An 18,232-nucleotide genomic window follows, 5' to 3' on the forward strand; every position below is an offset into this window, starting at 1 on the left:
AAACCGTTGACCACGCAGCGGGTATCTCCTCTCCGCCGCAAAAGCGGTGCGACTGGTCATGTCTCGCATCGGCCCCTAAAGATGGCTTGGCGGCGCCGACACGGGATCACGCGGGCCGCGACAGGGGGTTCGAGATCGTCATGCGATTGACCGGGGTACATTACCGGTGAGCAAGGGAGAGACCGGACAGGTCGGCGTCTATCGCGGCGCGGCTGTGGCCGTCGCGATGACGTGGGTGCTGCGTGCGATCGGACTGGTTTCGGTCTTCGTTCTGGCGCGCCTGCTGACCCCGGCCGATTTCGGTGTGGTCGGGCTGGCAATGACTGCTGTCGCGCTGGTGGAAACCTTCTCCTACCTCGGCATGAAGCAGGCCCTGCTTCGGATGGATAAGCTGGAACGGGACTATTACGACACGGCCTGGACCATCCAGATAGTGATGTTCGCCCTGCTCGCCGCAGTCCTGTTCGCCATCGCCGGCCCGGCCGCGGCTTTCTTTGCAGAGCCGCGGGTAGAGCCGGTCATTTACGCGCTGTCGCTACGCTTCCTCATGCTCGGAGCGATGAATATCGGGATCGTCGAGTTCGAGCGCGATTTCGCCTTCGGCCGCGACTTGAAGATGAAAGGCACGGCACGGATCTTGTCGTTCTTCGTGACCGTCGGGCTGGCGCTATGGCTGCGGTCCTACTGGGCGCTGGTCGCAGGGATGATCGTGCAATCCCTGATTCTCATGGTGCTCTCCTACACAATGCAGGCCTATCGCCCGCGACTGTCGGCGGCGCGCCGGGCAGAGCTGCTCGGCGTCTCCCTCTGGTTTTTCGCCGGGGCTGCCGCGCAGGTTTTCTACAGCCAGGTGGAGCGCCTGACCGTGGGCCGCGTGGCCGACACCGGCACGGTCGGCGCATTTTCCGTGAGCAAGGACGTGGCGAATATCCTGACACAGGAAATCGCGATGGCCCTCAACCGCGTGACATACGTGACGACGGCGCGCAGCGGAGCCTTTACCGAACAGGGGCGCCGTATCGCCCGCTCGCTGGGCGGTTATGCCATGATGGCCGCACCGATGGGGCTGGGCCTCGCGGCGGTGTCGGACCAGTTCATTCGCGTATTCCTCGGCGAGCAATGGGGTGCCGCCGCCGTGCTGGTCGCGCCTATCGCTGTCGGCACGGCTCTCATCGCCGTGTTCCGCCTGATCGCCTCCTCGCTCCAGGCAGGCGGGCACGAACGGCTGTCCGGACTGCTGTGCCTTGGCGCACTGGCCGCCATGGTGATTGCGGTCGTCACGGTCGCCGCAAACGGTGGGTCGCCGCTGGCCATCGCCCAGACCGGCCTTGCCGTAAGCGCGGCGCAACTGCTGGTCGGCCTTGCCATCATCTCGCTCCTGTCGCGAGGGAGCGTCTTGGGCGCGATCGTGGCCGTGGCCCGCCCCTTCCTTGCCGCTGCAGCCATGTATGTGCTGGTAATCAGCCTGCCGGTGCTATCGACCTGGGTGCTGGTCGAGCTGGTCTGGCGCGCGAGCGTGGGTGCGGCGAGCTATGCCGCGATGCTGTGGCTGCTGTGGCTGGTCTCAGGCCGCCCCGATTCCAGCGAGGCCGAGTTCCTTCGCGTCGCAGGCCGCAACCTGCGGCGACTCTAATCCATGTGCTTGAGGCCGACGCGCAGGTAGTCCCACCCTGTGATGAGCGTCAGCAAGGCGGCTGCCCAAAGTGTCACCAAGCCGACCGTGTGCGGGACATTGGCCGCGATATCGCCGATCATGACCGTCCAGCGCGGCAGCCCCTGTCCCAGAATCAACGAACCCAGTGCGATAAGCTGGAATGTCGTCTTCCACTTGGCGAGCTTGCTCACCGGAACCGAGACTTGAAGCCCGCCCAGGAATTCGCGCAGGCCCGACACCGCGATTTCGCGCACGAGGATGATGAGTCCGGCAATGACATGCATGTCGCCCACATAGGGGCCGCGCAGTACACCCTGGGCCGCCAGCACGAGGATCACCGATGCGACCATGATCTTGTCGGCGATCGGATCGAGGAAAATGCCGAGCTTCGAAACTGCCCCGCTCGATCGGGCGAGCATGCCGTCGAAATAGTCGGTGATGCCCATCGCGCAGTAGAGCACGAAGGCCGCAAGATAGCCGGTTTCCCAGCCCGGCCACCACAATAGGAAGGCCAAGAGCGGGATCGCGACGATGCGCGAAAGCGTGAGGATGTTGGGCAGGCTCAACATGACGAATCGCTCTAACGACAAACTGTCCGGCGCAAAAGCGGCACATTTGCCTTGTCCGCGCCTGCGTTAGTCCGCACAAGGGCTGCGGAGCCGAGGTTGTGCCCGGGGGGTCATGCTTACATCTACACATTTGCTGCGCAGCAGGCGTTTCCTGCCGCTCTTCGTGACGCAGCTGTTCAACGCGTTCAACGACAACCTCTACAAGACCGCGATGGTGCTCTTCGTGGTCTACCAGATCTACAATTCCGAAGAGGCGGAAGGCCAGTTCAGCGCCATCGCGTCGGGATTGTTCATCCTGCCGTTCTTCATCCTGTCCGCACTGGCAGGCCAATTAGCCGACATGCGCGACAAGGCGGCGATCATCCGCAAGGTCAAATTCTGCGAGATAATCCTGATGCTTATCGGGGCGAGCGGGCTGTACCTCGCCTGGAAAGGCTATGACCTGCCGGTCAGCCTGTTCGGTATCGAGACTACCCTGCCGATCGTCCTGATGCTGTTTGCGCTGTTCCTGACCGGCGTGCAGTCCACCTTCCTCGGACCGATCAAATACGCGATCCTGCCGCAGCACCTCAAGAAAGACGAAGTGCTCGCGGGCACCGGCTTGGTCGAGGCCGGAACTTATATCGCCATCCTTGCCGGCACGATCCTGGCTGGTTGGATCCCCGTCGAGGTCGCGGCGGTTGGCATCATCCTCACCTCGGTCGTCGCCTATTTCGTGAGCCGCCAGGTGCCCGATGCCCCGCCGCAGGGCGCGCCGGAAAAGCTCGACTGGCACATCCTGCGTGCTTCGGTGCAGCTCGTGCGCGAAACCATGCATGCGCGCGAAGTCTATTACGCCATCATCGCGATCAGCTTCTTCTGGACCATCGGTGCGGTGCTGTTCATCCAGTTCCCCCCGCTCGCCAAGAACGTGATCATGGCCAGCAAGGAAGTGGCAAGCCTCTTCCTCGTCATCTTCTCGGTCGGGATCGCCATCGGATCGGTGGCTATCAACGCCCTGCTCAAAGGCGAGGTCTCGGCCCGTTATGCCTCGCAATCGGTGATCGTGATGGGCCTCTTCGTGATCGCTTTCTACAGCGTCGCGAAATTGTGGGAGGCCGACCAGCCGACCGAACTGCTCGATGTCGCAGGTTTCCTCGCCTGGCCGATGGCGACCGTGCTGCTGCTGTGCCTGCTCGGCATCGCGATTGCAGGCGGAATGTTCGTCGTGCCGCTCTACGCCTTCCTGACCACGCGCGTGGCGCCGGAGAAGGCATCGCGCACGATTGCGGCCAACAATATCGTCAATTCAGGCGCGATGGTCTGCGGCTCGCTCCTGGCGATGGGGATGAGCGCGGCCGGGGTCCCGATCGTGGAACAGGTACTCATCAGCGCACTGATGTGCCTGATCTCTGCATGGTTGGGGCGCAAACTTTTGAAGGCAGAGCGTAGCGCCGCAGCCCTCAATCGGGCCTGACAATCAGGCGATAAAAGCGAGAACCGCTGCGAAGGTCGCGAAATAGACCGTCGCCGCGCCGCGTACATCCGAAGCGGTCAGCCGCCAGTCGATCGGCTGGTCCTGCGGAACGTCGGCGAACATCGCGCGGCGCTGGGGCAGACTTGCCCGCAACCAGTGGCGGGCGGCTTCGGTGTTAAGGACTAATGCGCGTCTCATGATGCAGCTCTTAACGCATTTTTAACCCTTGGGGTCCCGCACAATCAACGCTGTAGCAATACGGGACATTCAGCGTGTTTGCTGAGGATATGTGGCAAGATTTGCCACCGCGATTGCGCGAAGCTGCCGGCGAGGCTAACCGCGTGATCCATGACCAAGCGCCCCACTCCCGCCGCCGCGAAACTGCTCGTCGATTGCCTGATCGAACAGGGCTGCGACCGAATTTTCACCGTGCCGGGAGAAAGCTTCCTGCAGGTTCTCGACGCGCTCGGCCAGCAGGACTCAATCGACCTGGTCACTTGCCGACAGGAAGGCGGGGTTGCGATGATGGCCTGCGCTGACGGGGCGATGACCGGAAGGCCGGGGATCGCCTTCGTCACCCGCGGCCCGGGCGCGACCAATGCCAGCATCGGCATCCACGTCGCCCAGCAGGATTCGCAGCCGATGATCATGTTCGTGGGCGACGTCGATTCCGAGATGCGCGACCGTGAAGGCTTCCAGGAAGTCGATTTCGCGGCCTTTTTCGGGCCGATCGCAAAATGGGCAGCGCGCATCGATAGCGCGGACCGTATCCCGGAATATGTCGCCCGCGCCTATGCCACCGCCATTTCCGGGCGCCCCGGTCCGGTCGTTCTGGCCCTTCCCGAAGACATGCTGAGCCACGACACTTCGGCAAAGCCCCGCAAGCGTGTGGAGCGGCCTGCGCAGGCCCCCTGCCCCGATGCGATGCAGGCGATGATGGCTCTTATCGCCGATGCCGCTTCGCCGGTCGCCATCGTCGGCGGCGCCGGGTGGAACACGAAGGCGCGCGAGCACTTCCAGCTCTTCGCCGAACGCCTCGGCATTCCGGTCGCCACTGCCTTCCGCCGCCAGGATGCGATCAGCCCGTCGAGCCGCGTCTATGCCGGAGCGCTGGGCTATGGCCCCAATCCCAAGCTGGTCGAGCGCGTGAAAAATGCCGACCTGGTCCTCGCAGTCGGCGCACGGCTCGGCGAGGCGACCACCGACGGCTACACCGTTCCGCCGCTGGAGGATGCCGATCGCACGCTAATCCACGTCCATCCCGATCCAGAGGAATTGCACCGCGTCTATCCCACCGATCTCGCCATCTGTGCCGAGATGGACGAGTTCGCGGAAAGCGCCGCCCTGTGGGACGATGGCGACACGATCGATTTCGATGCCGGCGCAGAGGCGAATGCCGAATGGGAAGCCTGGGCCACGGCCACGCCGAACGACTACCCGCTGGATATGGGCGCGTGCGTCCAGTTCATGCGCGACACGCTCCCCGCCGATACGATCATCTGCAACGGCGCGGGCAATTTCGCCGGCTGGTGGCATCGCTACTGGCGCTATGAAGGCTTTCCGACACAGCTTGCACCTACCTGCGGCGCCATGGGCTATGGTGTGCCCGCCTCTGTCGCCGCGTCGCTACGCTTCCCCGAACGCGCGGTCGTTGCCGTAGCGGGCGACGGCGACTTCATGATGAACGGGCAGGAAATGGCCACGCTCGTCCAGCACGGCGGCAATCTGATCGTCGTCATCGTCGATAATGGAGCCTATGGCACGATCCGGATGCATCAGGAGCGCGAATTCCCGGGCGAAGAGCGCATCAGCGGCACCCGCCTCGCCAATCCCGATTTCGCGGCATTGGCACAGGCTTACGGAGGCTGGTCTGCCCGCGCAGAGACGACCGATCAGTTCAAGGATGCACTGGTTGCAGCGGAAGGCCGCACCGGCCTGCGGCTCATTCACTGCGTGATCGATGTCGAACAGCTGGCAGCGAGCGGTGCAACCGTCAGCGGATTGCGCGCCCGCAGCTGATCCAGTCGGTCAGATCCCTGCCATCGAGCAGATCACGGACCATTCGTCGGGCTTGATTTCCGCGACCGACAGGCGCGAGAGGCGTACCAGTTCGCAATCCTCGAGCTTTGGTTCGGCCTTGATCTGCTTCAGCGTCACCGGGCTCGGCAGCTTGGTCTTCGGCACGATTTTCACGGCGGCCCACTTGCCTTCCGGGTCGGTTGGATCGGTGATCCCGGCCACGCTGACTTCGCAAATGCCGACGATCTCCAGCCCTTCGCGCGAGTGGTAGAAAAACGCCTGGTCGCCCACTTCCATGGCCGCGAGGTTGTTCTTGGCGCGGTGATTGCGAACGCCGTCCCAGATCCCTTCCTTCTCGGCGACAAGGTCGTCCCAGCTATATTTGAAGGGTTCCGATTTCATCAGCCAGTAACGGGCCATTCGCAAAATTCTCCTGGTCAGCTTCGATAATTTTCCGGCGGCCTAGCGCGCGGGACGCCATTTGGCCAGAAAACGCGCCGCGGCAGCGGGTTCCGGTTAACGGCTTTTTAGACATCGTCCCTTAGGCACGCATGAAACACGAGTGTGTCCGGGGGACCTTTTGGGCAAGAACATCTCAGGATTGCGGCAGGATCGGCCGGAACGTGCGTCGCATGACCTCGCGGGATCGACACGCCACGATCTGGTCACGCAGGGGATCGCCTTTGCCGCGATGATCCTGTTCGTCGGCACCGCCGGCGTCGCCCTGCCCAATATCATCAAGACGTGGAGCGGATCGGTCGGTGGTCCCGATGCGGTCCTTACCAATGCCCTCATTCTTAACATCGCGCTCATCCTGCTTGGATGGCGGCGTTACAAGGCGCTGAATGCCGAGCTGGCAGAGCGTCGCCAGTCCGAAGAGGAAGCCCGCCGCCTCGCCGAGATCGACGACCTTACCGGATGTCTCAACCGTCGCAGTTTCGCTGCTCGCCTGGCGATCCTTCTCGAACAGGAATGCAATTCCGAGCGAGCGCTCGCTGCGATTGCCGTCGATCTCGACAACTTCAAGCAGGTAAACGATCTCAACGGCCATGCCGCAGGCGACGCAGTCCTGCGGGCGACTGCGGAACGGCTGGGACGCGTTCTACCGTCAGGCGGTGTGCTTGCCCGGATCGGCGGCGACGAATTCCTGTGCGTGGTGCCTTATCACGCATCCGCCCCTGATCGTATCGAACATCTGGCAACGCGGATGGTCGACCGCGTTGCTACACCGGTCAATCACGACGAAGTCGCCTTGGATGTCACCGTTTCGATAGGCATTGCCAGCTCCATTCATCTCGAGACTCTCGAAAAGGGATCGAGCGGGGCGCAGGACCTGATGCACAAGGCGGACATCGCCATGTATCACGCAAAGAAGCAGGGCAAGAATCGCTTCTACTGGTTCGAACCGCCGATGGAAAACGAACTGCGTTTCCGCAACAAGCTGGAATCAGGCATCCGCGCCGGCATCGCGAACGGCGAATTCGTGCCTTATTACGAACAGCAAATCGACCTAGAGACCGACAAGCTGGTCGGTTTCGAGATGCTGGCTCGTTGGGAATCGCCGGAACTCGGCGTTGTTGGTCCGGATATCTTCATTCCCATCGCGGAAGAAATTGGCGTCATCGGCGAATTGTCGGAGAAATTGATCGAGCAGGCGTTCGAAGATGCCAAGCAGTGGGATCACCAATTGACCTTGTCGGTCAACATTTCGCCAGTCCAAATGCGCGACCCGTGGTTCGCCCAGAAGGTACTTAAGCTGCTGGTCAAGCACCGCTTCCCGCCGCACCGCCTTGATATCGAGATCACCGAGACCTGCCTGCACGAAAATATCGGCATGGTGCGTTCGATGATCACGTCCCTGCGCAACCAGGGCGTCCATGTCAGCCTCGACGATTTCGGGACCGGCTATTCCAGCCTTTCGCAGCTGCGAAGCCTGCCCTTCGACCGGCTCAAGATCGACCGCACTTTCATCAGCGAATTGCGCGCCGATGAAAACAACACTGCCTTGGTCGATGCGATCGTGGCGATGAGCGATGGCCTGAAACTGCCGATTACCGCCGAGGGCATCGAGAACGAGGCGATCCACGAAGTCCTGAAGAGCATGGGCCGCATGAAAGGCCAAGGCTACCACTACGGTCGCCCCGAGCCCGCAGCGAAGGTGCTCGAGCGCCTTTCGGTACAGGAACTGCTGGCTTCGGAAAGCGACGATGTCCTCGACCTCGAAGCTGAACGCAAGAAGCGCGACGACAAGGTCGAGAGCGGCAAGCGAGCGGGCTGATACTTTACGATAGCCCCCCGAAGGCATAGATGCGCGCCAAGATGCGCATTCCCTTCATCAAGATGCATGGACTAGGCAATGATTTCGTCGTGCTCGATGCGCGCGAAAATGACCTGCCCGATCTTAATGAAAGTATCGCGCGCGGTATCGCGGATCGGCACACCGGTATCGGATGCGACCAGCTGATCCTGCTACAACCCAGCGACAGCGCGGATTTCCGCATGCGGATCTACAATCACGACGGCGGCGAAGTGGGCGCATGCGGCAACGCAACGCGCGCTGTCGCCATGCTGCATGGCAGCAACGCCACGATCGAGACGGACGGAGGCATGCTGGCAGCCTCGCCGCGCGACGGCGGCGCCAGCGTCGACATGGGCGCGCCGCGCTTCGACTGGGACGCCATCCCGCTCGCCTACCCAATGGACACGCTCTCCATGCCCGTCGGCTGGGAAATGCTGCAGAATCCCGGAGCGGTGAATGTCGGCAATCCGCATGTGATCTTCTTCGTGGACGATTGCGATGCGGTCCCGCTCGACCGGCTGGGACCGGAAATCGAAAACGACCCGCTTTTCCCCGTACGCGTGAACGTGAACGTTGCGACCATCGAAGACCGCAGCCGGATCAGGCTGCGCGTATGGGAACGCGGCGCGGGCCTGACCAAGGCGTGCGGTACGGGTGCCTGCGCGACGGCTGTCCATGCCATGCGCCGACGGCTCGTCGACAGCGAAGTGACCGTGGCCCTGCCCGGCGGCGACCTGCAGATCGCCTGGAGCGAGGGCGAAACCATTCGCATGACCGGCCCTGCCAGCGAAAGCTTCCGCGGTTCTTTCGAGTGGGACGACTACGCATGAACGCGCTCGCAAAATTGCCGCAGATCGTGTCGCTCGGCTGCCGCCTCAACATCTCCGAAAGTGAGCGGATGCGCACCATGCTGGCGGGCGAGGAGAACCTCGTCGTGGTCAACAGCTGCGCGGTCACCAGCGAGGCAGTGCGACAGACGCGGCAGGCCATCCGCCGTGCGCGTCGTGCAAATCCGGACGCGCGCCTGCTCGTTACCGGATGCGCTGCGGAAATCGAACGCGACGAGCTGGCCGCCATGCCCGAGGTCGATGGACTCATCGCCAATGACGCCAAGCTCGACCCGCGCGCATGGAACGTGCCGGCGGAAGCTCCGCCCGTTCCCAAGCGGCGCACGCGCGCCTTCGTGGCCGTGCAGAACGGCTGCGACCATGCCTGCACCTTTTGCGTGATCCCACAAGGTCGCGGGGCAAGCCGTTCGATGTCCGTGGACGCGGTGATCCGCGAGGTCGGCCTCCACATCGACCAGGGCGCCGCCGAAGTGGTGCTGACCGGCGTCGACGTCACCTCATGGGGCCACGACCTTCCGGGCAAGCCGCAGTTGGGCGCGATGGTGCGCGCCGTGCTCGACGCTTTCCCCACCCTGCCGCGCCTCAGGATGTCGTCGCTCGACGGGATCGAGATCGACGAGGCCCTGTTCGAGTTGTTCGCCGGTGAGCCGCGCCTGATGCCGCATCTCCACCTGTCCATGCAGCATGGGCACGACCTTATCCTGAAACGGATGAAGCGCCGCCACAGCCGCGCCGATGCGGTCGACCTGGTGCATCGCCTCAAGGACCGCCGCCCGGACCTTGCCGTGGGCGCCGACCTCATCGCCGGTTTTCCGACCGAGACCGAGGAGCACCACGAGGCCAACCTCTCGATCATTCGCGAGCTTGGCATCGTGCACGGCCACATCTTCCCCTATTCGCCCCGCCCCGGCACCCCCGCAGCGCGGATGCCGCAATTGGACCGCGCGACGATCAAGCAGCGCGCTGCCGAACTGCGCGAGGCAGTGGCGAAGACCCGTGCAGAATGGCTGGCAATGCTCGTCGATAAGCCGCTCAATGTCCTCGCGGAACGCGACGGCACTGGCTATGCGGAGAACTTCGCGCGGGTGGACCTGCCCGCCGGTACCGAGCCGGGGCAGCTCGTCACGATCACCCCCACCAAATTCGAGGACGACCTTCTGGCATGAGCAAACCCAGCTGGACCGAGCGCCTGTTCGGCGGCTTCAAGAAGACGTCGGAACGCCTGTCCGAAAACCTGACCGAAGTCGTCAGCAAGGCGAAGCTGGACGATGCGACACTCGACGATGTCGAGGATGCACTTATCATGTCCGACCTCGGCCCGAGCGCGGCTGCGCGCATCCGGGAGAAACTGCGGGACAAGCGCTTCGGCCTGGAAATCAGCGCGCAGGAACTGAAGGAAGCGGTCGCCGAGGAAATCGCGGCGATCCTGCGCCCCGTCGCAAAGCCGCTCGAAATCACCGCCTTCCCGCGTCCGCAGGTCCTGCTCGTGATCGGGGTGAACGGCAGCGGCAAGACGACCACCATCGCCAAGCTCGCGCACCTTTTCGTCGAGGACGATTACAACGTCATGCTCGCCGCCGGAGACACCTTCCGCGCGGCCGCCATCGGCCAGCTCCAGACCTGGGCAGACCGCGTGGGCGTCCCTATCGTGCGCGGCCCGGAAGGCGGCGATCCCGCCTCGATCGTGTTCGACGCGGTCAAGAAGGGCACCGAGATCGGCACCGACGTGCTGATCGTCGACACCGCAGGCCGCTTGCAGAACAAGCGCGAACTGATGGACGAGCTTGCGAAGATCCGTAAAGTCCTCGGCCGCCTCAATCCCGAAGCGCCGCATGACGTGGTGCTGGTGCTCGATGCCACCAACGGCCAGAACGCGCTGTCCCAGATCGACGTGTTCAAGGAAGTGGCAGGCGTCACCGGCCTCGTCATGACCAAGCTCGACGGAACCGCGCGCGGCGGCGTGCTCGTCCAGGCGGCGGAGCAATACGGCCTGCCGATCCACGCGATCGGCGTCGGCGAGAAGATCGACGATTTGCGCCCCTTCGATCCCGACCTGGTGGCGCGTGTCATTGCGGGGATCGCCTGATGAGCGAAGCGAAGCCCAAACAGAAAACCGGCTGGCTGCACACGCTGGTCGATTATGGCCCGCTGCTGGTCTTCCTCGGCGTCTACAAGTTTTACGAACCGCCCGAGACGTCGACATTCGGCGAGATTGCGGCGGTGATTTACGGCACGATCGCCTTCATGGTCGCCGCCGTGGTCGCCCTCGCCTTCAGCAAGTGGAAGTTCGGCAAGGTCAGTCCGATGCTGATCCTGTCGACGACGCTGATCGTCGGCTTCGGAGCGCTGACGATCTGGCTGCAAGACGAACGTTTCATCCAGTTCAAGCCGACCGCGATCTACCTACTGTTCGGCGTAGTCCTGATCATCGGCTGGCTGCGTAACCGGGCGTGGCTCCAGGTCCTGCTCGAAGCCGCTTTCGAGGGCGTCACCCACGAAGGATGGCTCAAGCTTTCGCGCAATTGGGGCTTCTTCTTCTTCGCGCTGGCGGGCCTCAACGAGGTGCTGGTTCGCACGATGAGCTTCGAAGGCTGGCTCTGGGCGAAGCTGTGGGTGTTCCTGCCGCTGACCTTCCTGTTCACCTTCACGCAAATCCCCATGCTGCTGCGCCACGGTCTCTCGTTCGAGGATACCGACGAGGTCATGCAGGACGAACCGCCGACTGGATAAGTCGCCATGGTGGTCCAAATTTTACGCAGCCCTCCTGCCGACGTGGCGAAAGCGCTCAGCGTCGGCATCGCCGAGTTCAATCGCGCGACCATTCCCGACCTCGAACCAAACGAGGACGAGGTGCGATTCCATGTGGTGGCTCGCGGCGACAATGGCGAGCTCATCGGTGGTCTACGCGGTTCCTGCTATTGGAACACGCTGCACATCGAGCTTCTCTGGCTATCGGAACAAGCGCGCGGCTCAGGAACAGGCAGCGATCTCGTCGCTGCGGCGGAGGCGTTCGCGGGCGACCTCCAGTGCAACCTTGCTCTCGTCGAAACGACAAGCTGGCAGGCTCGCCCGTTTTACGAGAGAAACGGCTACGAGTTGATGGCTTCGCTTGAAGGTCGGCCCAAAGGCCACACCACACATTATCTGCGCAAGACGCTCAAGACCGAGAACGTCTAGATCTCGACCTGGCTGCCAAGTTCGACCACGCGGTTGGTCGGCAGCCTGAAGAAGTCCATCGCCGTTGCCGCATTCCTCAGCATCCAGGCGAAGATCTTCTCGCGCCAGATCGGCATTCCAGGCTTGTCGCTCGGCAACAGTGTCTGGCGCGACAGAAAGAAGCTGGTGTGCATCATGTCGAACTCGCCGCCGCAACGCTCCATCTCCTTGAGGCCTTGCGGCACGTCGGTTTCCTGCATGAAGCCATAGTGCAGAACAGCGCGGTAGAAGCCGTCGCCAAGATCGACCATTTCGCACCGCTCGCTCGCATCGACATAGGGGGTATCGTCGATCAGCACGGTCAGGATCACTACCCGCTCATGCAGAACCTTGTTGTGTTTGATGTTGTGCAGCAGCGCGGAGGGAACACCGGCCGTCTGGCTCGCCATGAAGATCGCGGTGCCCGGCACACGTGTCGCGCTGTTCTTGGCGCTCTTGGCGAAGATTTCGATCGGCAGGGCCGTCTCGCTCATCCGTTCACGCATAAGCTTGCGTCCGCGCGCCCATGTGGTGAGCAAGGTGAACGCCACGAGACCGACGACCAGCGGGAACCACCCACCCTGCGGCACCTTGACGAGATTGGCTGCGAAATAGGCGCCATCAACGATCAGGAAGAAGGTCACCACGGGCAGGGCGTACCACCACTTCCACTTCCATACGCCGACGAACAGCACGCCCATCAGCAGCGTGTCGATGGTCACGGCACCCGTGACCGCAATCCCGTAGGCGCTGGCGAGGTTGGACGAGTTCTGGAAGGTCAGGACGAGGATGATCACCGCCACCATCAGCGCCCAGTTGATGACCGGGATGTAGATCTGTCCGGCCTCGGTTTCGCTGGTGTGGCGGATCGACATGCGCGGCATGAAGCCCAGTTGCATGGCCTGGTGGGTAATCGAGAAAGCGCCGGAGATCACCGCCTGGCTAGCGATAAACGTCGCCATCGTGGCGAGGATAACCAGCGGAAGACGATATTCCTCGCTCGCCAGCAGGAAGAAGGGGTTTGCCGCGGCGATAGCCGCCTGCTCCGGCGGGAGACCCGCGATCATCGCGCCCTGCCCGAAATAGTTCAGCAGCAGGCACGGCATCACGAAGCCGAACCAGCTCAGGCGCATCGGTCCGCGTCCGAAGTGGCCCATGTCCGAATAAAGCGCTTCGGAACCGGTCACCGCGAGCACGACCGCGCCAAGAGCGAGGAATGCCACGACGCCGTCGGTGACGAAGAACATAAAGGCGTAATAGGGGTTCAAGGCCCACAGGATGTCGGGATTCTGCCAGATCTGGTTGAGACCCAGCCCGGCAATGGTCACGAAATAGACGATCATGACCGGCGCGAAGAGCGCGCCAACCTTCGCCGTCCCGCGGCTTTGCAACAGGAACAGGCACACCAGCAGGACCAAGGCGATCGGTATGACCAGAGGATCCAGCCGGTGATCGACAACCGTCAGGCCTTCGACCGCGGAAAGGACGGAGATCGCCGGAGTGATCATGGAATCGCCGTAGAAAAGCGACGTTGCGAATACCCCGAGCAGGACTACCAGCCAGCCCCAGCGGGACTTGCCGATATGGCGGCTGAGCAGCGCGACGAGTGCAAGGCTACCGCCCTGCCCCTTGTTGTCCGCACGCATCAGGATCGTGACATACTGGATCGCGACAACGATCAGCATCGACCAGAAGATCAGGCTGACGACGCCCAGGACGTGCATCCGGTCGATCGCGATATTCGCGGCGCCGGTGAAGGTTTCGCGGAATGCATAAAGCGGGCTCGTCCCGATATCGCCGAACACGACACCGATCGCGCCAACAGCCAGAGCAGATTTCGATGCGCTGTGGCCGTGGCCATGTGCCTGGCCGGGACCTTCACGGCGCGCACCGTCGACTGCAGCCGCTTCGACTGGAGCTGTGCTATCGGTGCTCAAAGGTGGGTTTCCGGCCGCATATTGTCATTCGCCTATCCGCGAAGTGTCTGTGTCCTTCGCAAGGTCGCGGCGCTTAGCACCGCCCTGCGACGCTCGCAATGGCCCTGACAGTGGTGTTACCGATCGGGATCGGCAGGCCTGGCCGCCATTTCGAGCAGCGCATCGAGGCGAGCGAGTCTCATCTCGAGGTCCTCGCGCCACTCGGCGTCTTCGGGCGCTGCCTCAAGCGCTTCCACCCAAAGTTCGCGTGTCCGCGCAGGCTCGCCGCCGCGAAGCCAGGAAAGGCCGAGGAAATAGCGCGCTCCGCCGTTCTCTGGTTGGAGCTCTGCAGCGCGCTCGAAGGCGTTTATCGCAGCGGGCGTCAGATTGCCTTCGGCATGTTCGACCAGCGCAATGCCGGTCGCCAGCCAAGCCTCTGTATCCGAAGGATTTTCACTGATCGCATTCGCGTAGAGACCGGTTGCCTGTGCATAATCTCCGCGGCGCGCGAAACCGTCGCCGGTCATGATCCACCTGCTGGGCAATTGCCCGGCACCGAAAAATTCGCGCCGAGCAGAAACGAGGAGTTCGCCGCTCTGCGCCTCGGAACCGGCGGCCGCCTTCGGCGCGCTACCCTGACCAGGCGACCCTTGCATCGCATATCCCGCAAGGCCGAAGATCAGCGTCGCTCCGAGCAGGGTCCACAAGCTACGCGGCAGGCGCAACAACGCGACGGCGGCCACGAATGCAACAAGCGCAAGGAGAATGATCGGCAACCAGGTCATGCCTTGCCCTTACCGAATCGGCGCCACAGGACTGCGGCAATGGTCAGGAGGAAGACTACCGGCAAGGCGAACAGTGGCCACGTCCGCGCACTCACCACGGGGGCATAGCTGACATAGTCGCCATATCGCTGCATGAGCCAGGCGCGGACTTCTTCCGGTTGTTCGCCTGCCGCGATGCGAATACGAACCTGGTGCCGCATGTCGCCGGCCATCGGCGCATCGCTGTCCGCGATCGATTGGGACTGGCACTTCAGGCAGCGCAGTGTTTCCATCAACTCCTGCGCCGCAGCTTCCTGCGCGGGATCGTCCAATTGGCGATAGGCGTAAGGAGCAGGAGGCGCATTGCCCTGCGCCAGCGCCGGAGCGGCGACAAGCGCCATCAGGAAAGCCGCAAGCAGTCTCACGCGCCGGCTTCCCGCAGCTTCTCGAGCAGGACGGGCAGGTCATCCGCACGGATGTCGCCGATGTGCTGGTAAGTGATCACCCCGTTGCCATCGATGACGAAGGTTTCGGGCACACCGGAAGAGCCGATACCCAGCTGCACTTCCGAAAGGTCGTCGCGCCCGATGCGGGTGTAGGGGTTGCCGTGCCGTGCAAGGAACTGCGCCACGTCTTCGGGATCGTCGCGGATCGCGATGCCGACAATCTCGACGCCCTGTTCCTTCAAGGCCTCAAGCTGCGGGGCCTCGGCGATACAGGGCAGGCACCAGCTCGCCCAGATATTGAGTAGTCGCGGTTTGCCATCCCTGAGGTCTGCCGTGGTGACACCGGGGTTATCGGAATGCGCAGGCGGTAGCTCGAAATAAGGCAATTCCTGACCGATCATGCCGCTGGCCACAACATCGTCCTTGGGCTGAGTCAGTTGGTAAGCAGCAACGCCGAGGAAGAGCGCGAAGAGCATCAAAGGCAGCCAGACACGCCAGTTCATCCCAATTCCTCCATATCGGCGCGGCGCACCTCGATCTTCCGGCGGATCGAGCGGCGCTTCAGGTCGCGTCGGACGCGGCCGATGATTGCCAGCACCCCGCCCAGCGCCATCAGCATCCCGCCGTACCAGATCAGCGTCACGAACGGCTTCCACCACAGCCGCAGCTGCCACCTGCCATCATCGGCTTCGCTACCCATCACGGCGTAAAGCTGTCCATTCCAGCGAGTGAGGAGGACGCTTTCCGTGGTCTGTTGCGGCGGCGCCCAGAAATTGCGGGACTGGGGCGCAATCTCGCTGGGCTCACCGCCCTTGTAACTGGCAAGCATACGGCCTTCGATCGCGGTCCAGTTGGGGCCTGCGACCGGTTCAATGCCGTCCAGCCTCACTTTCCAGGGTCCGACCTGGGTAGACTGCCCGACTTCCAAAGCTGCCAGCTTCTCGTTCGAAAACGCACTTTCGCTGGCCATTCCGAAGAGGGCGACGGCTATGCCGAAGTGGGCCATCACCATGCCCCAGACCGAGACCGGGAGGCGTCGGAGATTGCGTCCCCTCAGGGGAAGGAAGCTTGCGACGGCCAATGCAATCGCCAGCGCAAGGCCCATGAGCGGGAGGATCGCCACGCCTTCAAACAGGGCGAAGAAAATAAGTCCGGCGACAATGAGCGCAGCAATGAGGGCCAATTCCTTGGAAATGCGCCCGAAACTGTCGCGCCGCCACCTCAGCAGCGGACCCACGGCCATGACCGCCAGCATCGGCAGCGCGAAGATCGCCGACACCGGATTGAAGTATGGCGGGCCAACAGACACACGCACATCGAAAGCCTCGGTCAGCAACGGATAGAGAGTGCCGAGCAAAACCACTGCAAGAATGGCGCTCAGCATGACGTTGTTGAACACCAGCGCGCCTTCGCGGCTGGCCACGCTGAACCGTTCACCCTCGCTGATCGAATTGGCACGCAGCGCGAAAAGCAAGAGTGCTCCGCCGATATAGATGGCGAGCAATACCAGGATGAAGCTGCCACGTTCGGGGTCGACTGCGAAGGCATGAACGCTGGTAAGCACGCCCGAGCGCACGAGGAATGTCCCGAGCATGCTCATGGAGAAAGCGATCACGCCAAGCATGATAGTCCAGACCCGCAAGGCATCTCGGCTTGCAAGGACACTGACGGAATGGAGGAGCGCGGTCGCTGCCAGCCAGGGCATCAGGGACGCATTCTCGACCGGGTCCCAGAACCACCAGCCGCCCCAGCCCAACTCGTAATAGGCCCAATAGCTACCGGCCGTAATGCCAAGAGTCAGTAGAACCCAGGCGCCGAGCACCCAAGGACGCATAGCGCGGGCGAAATCGGGCGTTACGGATCTGGTCAGCATGGCGCCGACCGCGAAACTGAACGCGACCGACAGCCCGACATAGCCGAAATAGAGTGTCGGCGGATGGAAGGCGAGACCGATATCCTGGAGTAGCGGATTGAGCCCCTGCCCTTCTGCTGCCGGAATCGGTAGTCGCTCGAACGGGTTCGAGCTGAGCAACAAGAAGGCATAGAAGCCCAGCGCCACGAAGCCTTGTGCCGCCAATGTCGCCTGCATGGTGCGTTCCGGCAGCCGTCGTTCGATCGCAGCAATCAACGCGCCGGCCAGCGCCATGACCGTGACCCACAGGAGCATCGAGCCTTCGTGGTTGCCCCAGGCGCCCGAAAGCTTGAACACCATCGGCTTCATCGAGTGGGAATTTGCGGCCACCAGTTTGACCGAAAGATCCGTTATCGCGAACACCCAGAGCAAGGCCGCGAAGGCGAATGCCGCAAGTGCCCCCTGGAGGATCGCCGCGGGGCGCGAGAGTATGGTTATGCCCTCGACTTCTCCGTCTCGCGCGCCGAGTGCGCCTGCCACCAGTTGTAGGGCGGCCAAAGCCGCCGCCATCCACAGCGCGGCATGACCGAGTTCTGCGATCATTCGAGGCCCACCGTGGTCTCTTCGGCCATCTCGGCTGCCTGGTGTTCGCTCATGCCTTCCAATTCGCGCGGCACGTAATTCTCATCGTGCTTGGCGAGCAGGTTGTCCGCGATGAAGGTACCGCTTGCATCGAGACGGCCTTCGGCGACCACGCCCGATCCTTCAACGAAAAGGTCAGGAAGAATACCGGCAAACCGCACGGGAATGCGGGAGTTTTCACGACCGGTTACGGCAAATGTGACGGTGATGCCGTCGGCCTGCTTCTCGAGTGAACCGGGTTCGACCATCCCGCCAAGTCGCACGGCTTGTCCGGGCTCCGGAGGATTTTCCGCCATTTGCTCCGGCAGGTAGAAATAGCTGGCCTGGTTGCGCAGGGCATAGCTTGCCAACAGTCCGGCGCCGATCAGAGCGATCAGGACGAGGACGATGAGGATCAACCTTTGGTGTTTCGCCTTCATCGCGCCTTCCTAGTGGCCGAACGCACGTTCTCGCGGCGCTTTTCCGCGCGCTTCATCGCGATCCAGCTCCAGGCAATCATGCCCAGCGTTCCGATGACCGCCACGACATAGGCCGCGAGCACGAAATCCCACTGGTCGAGGGCCTCACGCATT

Annotated in this window: 19 protein-coding genes; 9 read left to right on the plus strand and 10 right to left on the minus strand. The window is 62.7% G+C overall.

Annotation, left to right across the window (positions count from 1 at the left end; all coding sequences use genetic code 11):
• Window positions 1–166 precede the first annotated feature (166 nt).
• On the plus strand, window positions 167–1,633 hold the full coding sequence (locus GRI34_RS06305; RefSeq protein WP_160595211.1) for an oligosaccharide flippase family protein: 1,467 nt from the start codon (window positions 167–169) through the stop codon (window positions 1,631–1,633).
• Here GRI34_RS06305 and pgsA read toward each other — a convergent pair.
• On the minus strand, window positions 1,630–2,223 hold the full coding sequence (pgsA, locus tag GRI34_RS06310; RefSeq protein ID WP_160595212.1) for a CDP-diacylglycerol--glycerol-3-phosphate 3-phosphatidyltransferase: 594 nt from the start codon (window positions 2,221–2,223) through the stop codon (window positions 1,630–1,632). The two genes, GRI34_RS06305 and pgsA, sit on opposite strands and share 4 nt — an antisense overlap.
• A gap of 112 nt (window positions 2,224–2,335) precedes the next feature.
• On the opposite strand from pgsA, the gene GRI34_RS06315 reads away from it, so the two are divergent.
• The gene (locus GRI34_RS06315) at window positions 2,336–3,679 is read left to right on the plus strand and encodes an MFS transporter (protein ID WP_090481460.1); all 1,344 of its coding nucleotides are present in this window, start codon (window positions 2,336–2,338) and stop codon (window positions 3,677–3,679) included.
• A gap of 3 nt (window positions 3,680–3,682) precedes the next feature.
• Here GRI34_RS06315 and GRI34_RS06320 read toward each other — a convergent pair whose 3' ends face one another.
• Window positions 3,683–3,877, minus strand: a complete 195-nt coding sequence (locus GRI34_RS06320) for a hypothetical protein (protein WP_143089629.1) — start codon at window positions 3,875–3,877, stop codon at window positions 3,683–3,685.
• A gap of 150 nt (window positions 3,878–4,027) precedes the next feature.
• Here GRI34_RS06320 and GRI34_RS06325 point away from each other — a divergent pair, with 150 nt between their 5' ends.
• Window positions 4,028–5,698: a thiamine pyrophosphate-binding protein gene (locus GRI34_RS06325; protein ID WP_160595213.1), complete on the plus strand. Its 1,671-nt coding sequence runs from the start codon at window positions 4,028–4,030 to the stop codon at window positions 5,696–5,698.
• Between the two features lie 9 nt (window positions 5,699–5,707).
• Here GRI34_RS06325 and GRI34_RS06330 read toward each other — a convergent pair whose 3' ends face one another.
• Complete coding sequence (locus tag GRI34_RS06330; protein ID WP_160595214.1) at window positions 5,708–6,118, minus strand: EVE domain-containing protein; 411 nt, start codon at window positions 6,116–6,118, stop codon at window positions 5,708–5,710.
• Window positions 6,119–6,278: 160 nt separating this feature from the next.
• Here GRI34_RS06330 and GRI34_RS06335 point away from each other — a divergent pair, with 160 nt between their 5' ends.
• Genes GRI34_RS06335 through GRI34_RS06360 form a run of 6 tightly spaced genes read left to right on the plus strand, consistent with a single transcriptional unit; the run spans window position 6,279 to window position 12,022 of the window.
• Window positions 6,279–7,976: a putative bifunctional diguanylate cyclase/phosphodiesterase gene (locus GRI34_RS06335; protein WP_234028160.1), complete on the plus strand. Its 1,698-nt coding sequence runs from the start codon at window positions 6,279–6,281 to the stop codon at window positions 7,974–7,976.
• Window positions 7,977–8,017: 41 nt separating this feature from the next.
• Window positions 8,018–8,827 carry a diaminopimelate epimerase gene (gene dapF / locus GRI34_RS06340; RefSeq protein ID WP_160596414.1) on the plus strand — a complete coding sequence of 270 codons (810 nt, stop codon included), beginning with the start codon at window positions 8,018–8,020 and terminating at the stop codon, window positions 8,825–8,827.
• Window positions 8,824–10,011: a MiaB/RimO family radical SAM methylthiotransferase gene (locus GRI34_RS06345; RefSeq protein WP_160595215.1), complete on the plus strand. Its 1,188-nt coding sequence runs from the start codon at window positions 8,824–8,826 to the stop codon at window positions 10,009–10,011. Before dapF ends, GRI34_RS06345 begins: the two co-directional genes overlap by 4 nt.
• Window positions 10,008–10,931 carry a signal recognition particle-docking protein FtsY gene (gene ftsY / locus GRI34_RS06350; RefSeq protein ID WP_090481444.1) on the plus strand — a complete coding sequence of 308 codons (924 nt, stop codon included), beginning with the start codon at window positions 10,008–10,010 and terminating at the stop codon, window positions 10,929–10,931. Before GRI34_RS06345 ends, ftsY begins: the two co-directional genes overlap by 4 nt.
• Window positions 10,931–11,575, plus strand: a complete 645-nt coding sequence (locus GRI34_RS06355; protein ID WP_160595216.1) for an inner membrane-spanning protein YciB — start codon at window positions 10,931–10,933, stop codon at window positions 11,573–11,575. Before ftsY ends, GRI34_RS06355 begins: the two co-directional genes overlap by 1 nt.
• Before the next feature lie 6 nt (window positions 11,576–11,581).
• A complete protein-coding gene (locus tag GRI34_RS06360) occupies window positions 11,582–12,022 on the plus strand; it encodes a GNAT family N-acetyltransferase (RefSeq protein ID WP_234028161.1) in 441 nt (146 codons plus the stop codon).
• On the opposite strand, the gene GRI34_RS06365 is transcribed toward GRI34_RS06360, so the two are convergent.
• From GRI34_RS06365 to GRI34_RS13205, 7 genes are all read right to left on the minus strand, one after another.
• Entirely contained in the window at window positions 12,019–13,977 is a 1,959-nt protein-coding gene (locus tag GRI34_RS06365) for a potassium transporter Kup (protein ID WP_160595218.1), read from the minus strand. The genes GRI34_RS06360 and GRI34_RS06365 overlap by 4 nt on opposite strands.
• A 116-nt stretch (window positions 13,978–14,093) precedes the next feature.
• A complete protein-coding gene (locus tag GRI34_RS06370; RefSeq protein WP_160595219.1) occupies window positions 14,094–14,741 on the minus strand; it encodes a tetratricopeptide repeat protein in 648 nt (215 codons plus the stop codon).
• The gene (locus tag GRI34_RS06375) at window positions 14,738–15,121 is read right to left on the minus strand and encodes a cytochrome c-type biogenesis protein (RefSeq protein ID WP_160596415.1); all 384 of its coding nucleotides are present in this window, start codon (window positions 15,119–15,121) and stop codon (window positions 14,738–14,740) included. Before GRI34_RS06375 ends, GRI34_RS06370 begins: the two co-directional genes overlap by 4 nt.
• 20 nt (window positions 15,122–15,141) lie before the next feature.
• Window positions 15,142–15,669, minus strand: coding sequence for a DsbE family thiol:disulfide interchange protein (locus GRI34_RS06380; RefSeq protein WP_160595220.1), 528 nt, complete (start codon window positions 15,667–15,669; stop codon window positions 15,142–15,144).
• Window positions 15,666–17,621 (minus strand): heme lyase CcmF/NrfE family subunit, encoded by a 1,956-nt coding sequence (locus GRI34_RS06385; RefSeq protein WP_160595221.1) that lies wholly within the window; start codon window positions 17,619–17,621, stop codon window positions 15,666–15,668. Before GRI34_RS06385 ends, GRI34_RS06380 begins: the two co-directional genes overlap by 4 nt.
• The gene (gene ccmE / locus GRI34_RS06390) at window positions 17,618–18,079 is read right to left on the minus strand and encodes a cytochrome c maturation protein CcmE (protein WP_160595222.1); all 462 of its coding nucleotides are present in this window, start codon (window positions 18,077–18,079) and stop codon (window positions 17,618–17,620) included. The genes GRI34_RS06385 and ccmE overlap by 4 nt, the downstream gene beginning before the upstream one ends.
• Window positions 18,076–18,231 (minus strand): hypothetical protein, encoded by a 156-nt coding sequence (locus GRI34_RS13205; RefSeq protein WP_199800124.1) that lies wholly within the window; start codon window positions 18,229–18,231, stop codon window positions 18,076–18,078. Before GRI34_RS13205 ends, ccmE begins: the two co-directional genes overlap by 4 nt.
• Window position 18,232 lies beyond the last annotated feature (1 nt).

This window comes from Qipengyuania aquimaris, assembly GCF_009827445.1.
Taxonomy (GTDB): domain Bacteria; phylum Pseudomonadota; class Alphaproteobacteria; order Sphingomonadales; family Sphingomonadaceae; genus Qipengyuania; species Qipengyuania aquimaris.

What these genes read in the sequence shown, in the direction of transcription:
- pgsA (WP_160595212.1), bottom strand. Translation starts at nt 2,223, where the DNA reads ATGTTGAGCCTGCCCAACATCCTCACGCTTTCGCGCATCGTCGCGATC.
- GRI34_RS06315 (WP_090481460.1), top strand. Translation starts at nt 2,336, where the DNA reads ATGCTTACATCTACACATTTGCTGCGCAGCAGGCGTTTCCTGCCGCTC.
- GRI34_RS06320 (WP_143089629.1), bottom strand. Translation starts at nt 3,877, where the DNA reads ATGAGACGCGCATTAGTCCTTAACACCGAAGCCGCCCGCCACTGGTTG.
- GRI34_RS06325 (WP_160595213.1), top strand. Translation starts at nt 4,028, where the DNA reads ATGACCAAGCGCCCCACTCCCGCCGCCGCGAAACTGCTCGTCGATTGC.
- GRI34_RS06330 (WP_160595214.1), bottom strand. Translation starts at nt 6,118, where the DNA reads ATGGCCCGTTACTGGCTGATGAAATCGGAACCCTTCAAATATAGCTGG.
- dapF (WP_160596414.1), top strand. Translation starts at nt 8,018, where the DNA reads ATGCGCATTCCCTTCATCAAGATGCATGGACTAGGCAATGATTTCGTC.
- GRI34_RS06345 (WP_160595215.1), top strand. Translation starts at nt 8,824, where the DNA reads ATGAACGCGCTCGCAAAATTGCCGCAGATCGTGTCGCTCGGCTGCCGC.
- ftsY (WP_090481444.1), top strand. Translation starts at nt 10,008, where the DNA reads ATGAGCAAACCCAGCTGGACCGAGCGCCTGTTCGGCGGCTTCAAGAAG.
- GRI34_RS06355 (WP_160595216.1), top strand. Translation starts at nt 10,931, where the DNA reads ATGAGCGAAGCGAAGCCCAAACAGAAAACCGGCTGGCTGCACACGCTG.
- GRI34_RS06360 (WP_234028161.1), top strand. Translation starts at nt 11,582, where the DNA reads ATGGTGGTCCAAATTTTACGCAGCCCTCCTGCCGACGTGGCGAAAGCG.
- GRI34_RS06370 (WP_160595219.1), bottom strand. Translation starts at nt 14,741, where the DNA reads ATGACCTGGTTGCCGATCATTCTCCTTGCGCTTGTTGCATTCGTGGCC.
- GRI34_RS06375 (WP_160596415.1), bottom strand. Translation starts at nt 15,121, where the DNA reads ATGGCGCTTGTCGCCGCTCCGGCGCTGGCGCAGGGCAATGCGCCTCCT.
- GRI34_RS06380 (WP_160595220.1), bottom strand. Translation starts at nt 15,669, where the DNA reads ATGAACTGGCGTGTCTGGCTGCCTTTGATGCTCTTCGCGCTCTTCCTC.
- GRI34_RS06385 (WP_160595221.1), bottom strand. Translation starts at nt 17,621, where the DNA reads ATGATCGCAGAACTCGGTCATGCCGCGCTGTGGATGGCGGCGGCTTTG.
- ccmE (WP_160595222.1), bottom strand. Translation starts at nt 18,079, where the DNA reads ATGAAGGCGAAACACCAAAGGTTGATCCTCATCGTCCTCGTCCTGATC.
- GRI34_RS13205 (WP_199800124.1), bottom strand. Translation starts at nt 18,231, where the DNA reads ATGCGTGAGGCCCTCGACCAGTGGGATTTCGTGCTCGCGGCCTATGTC.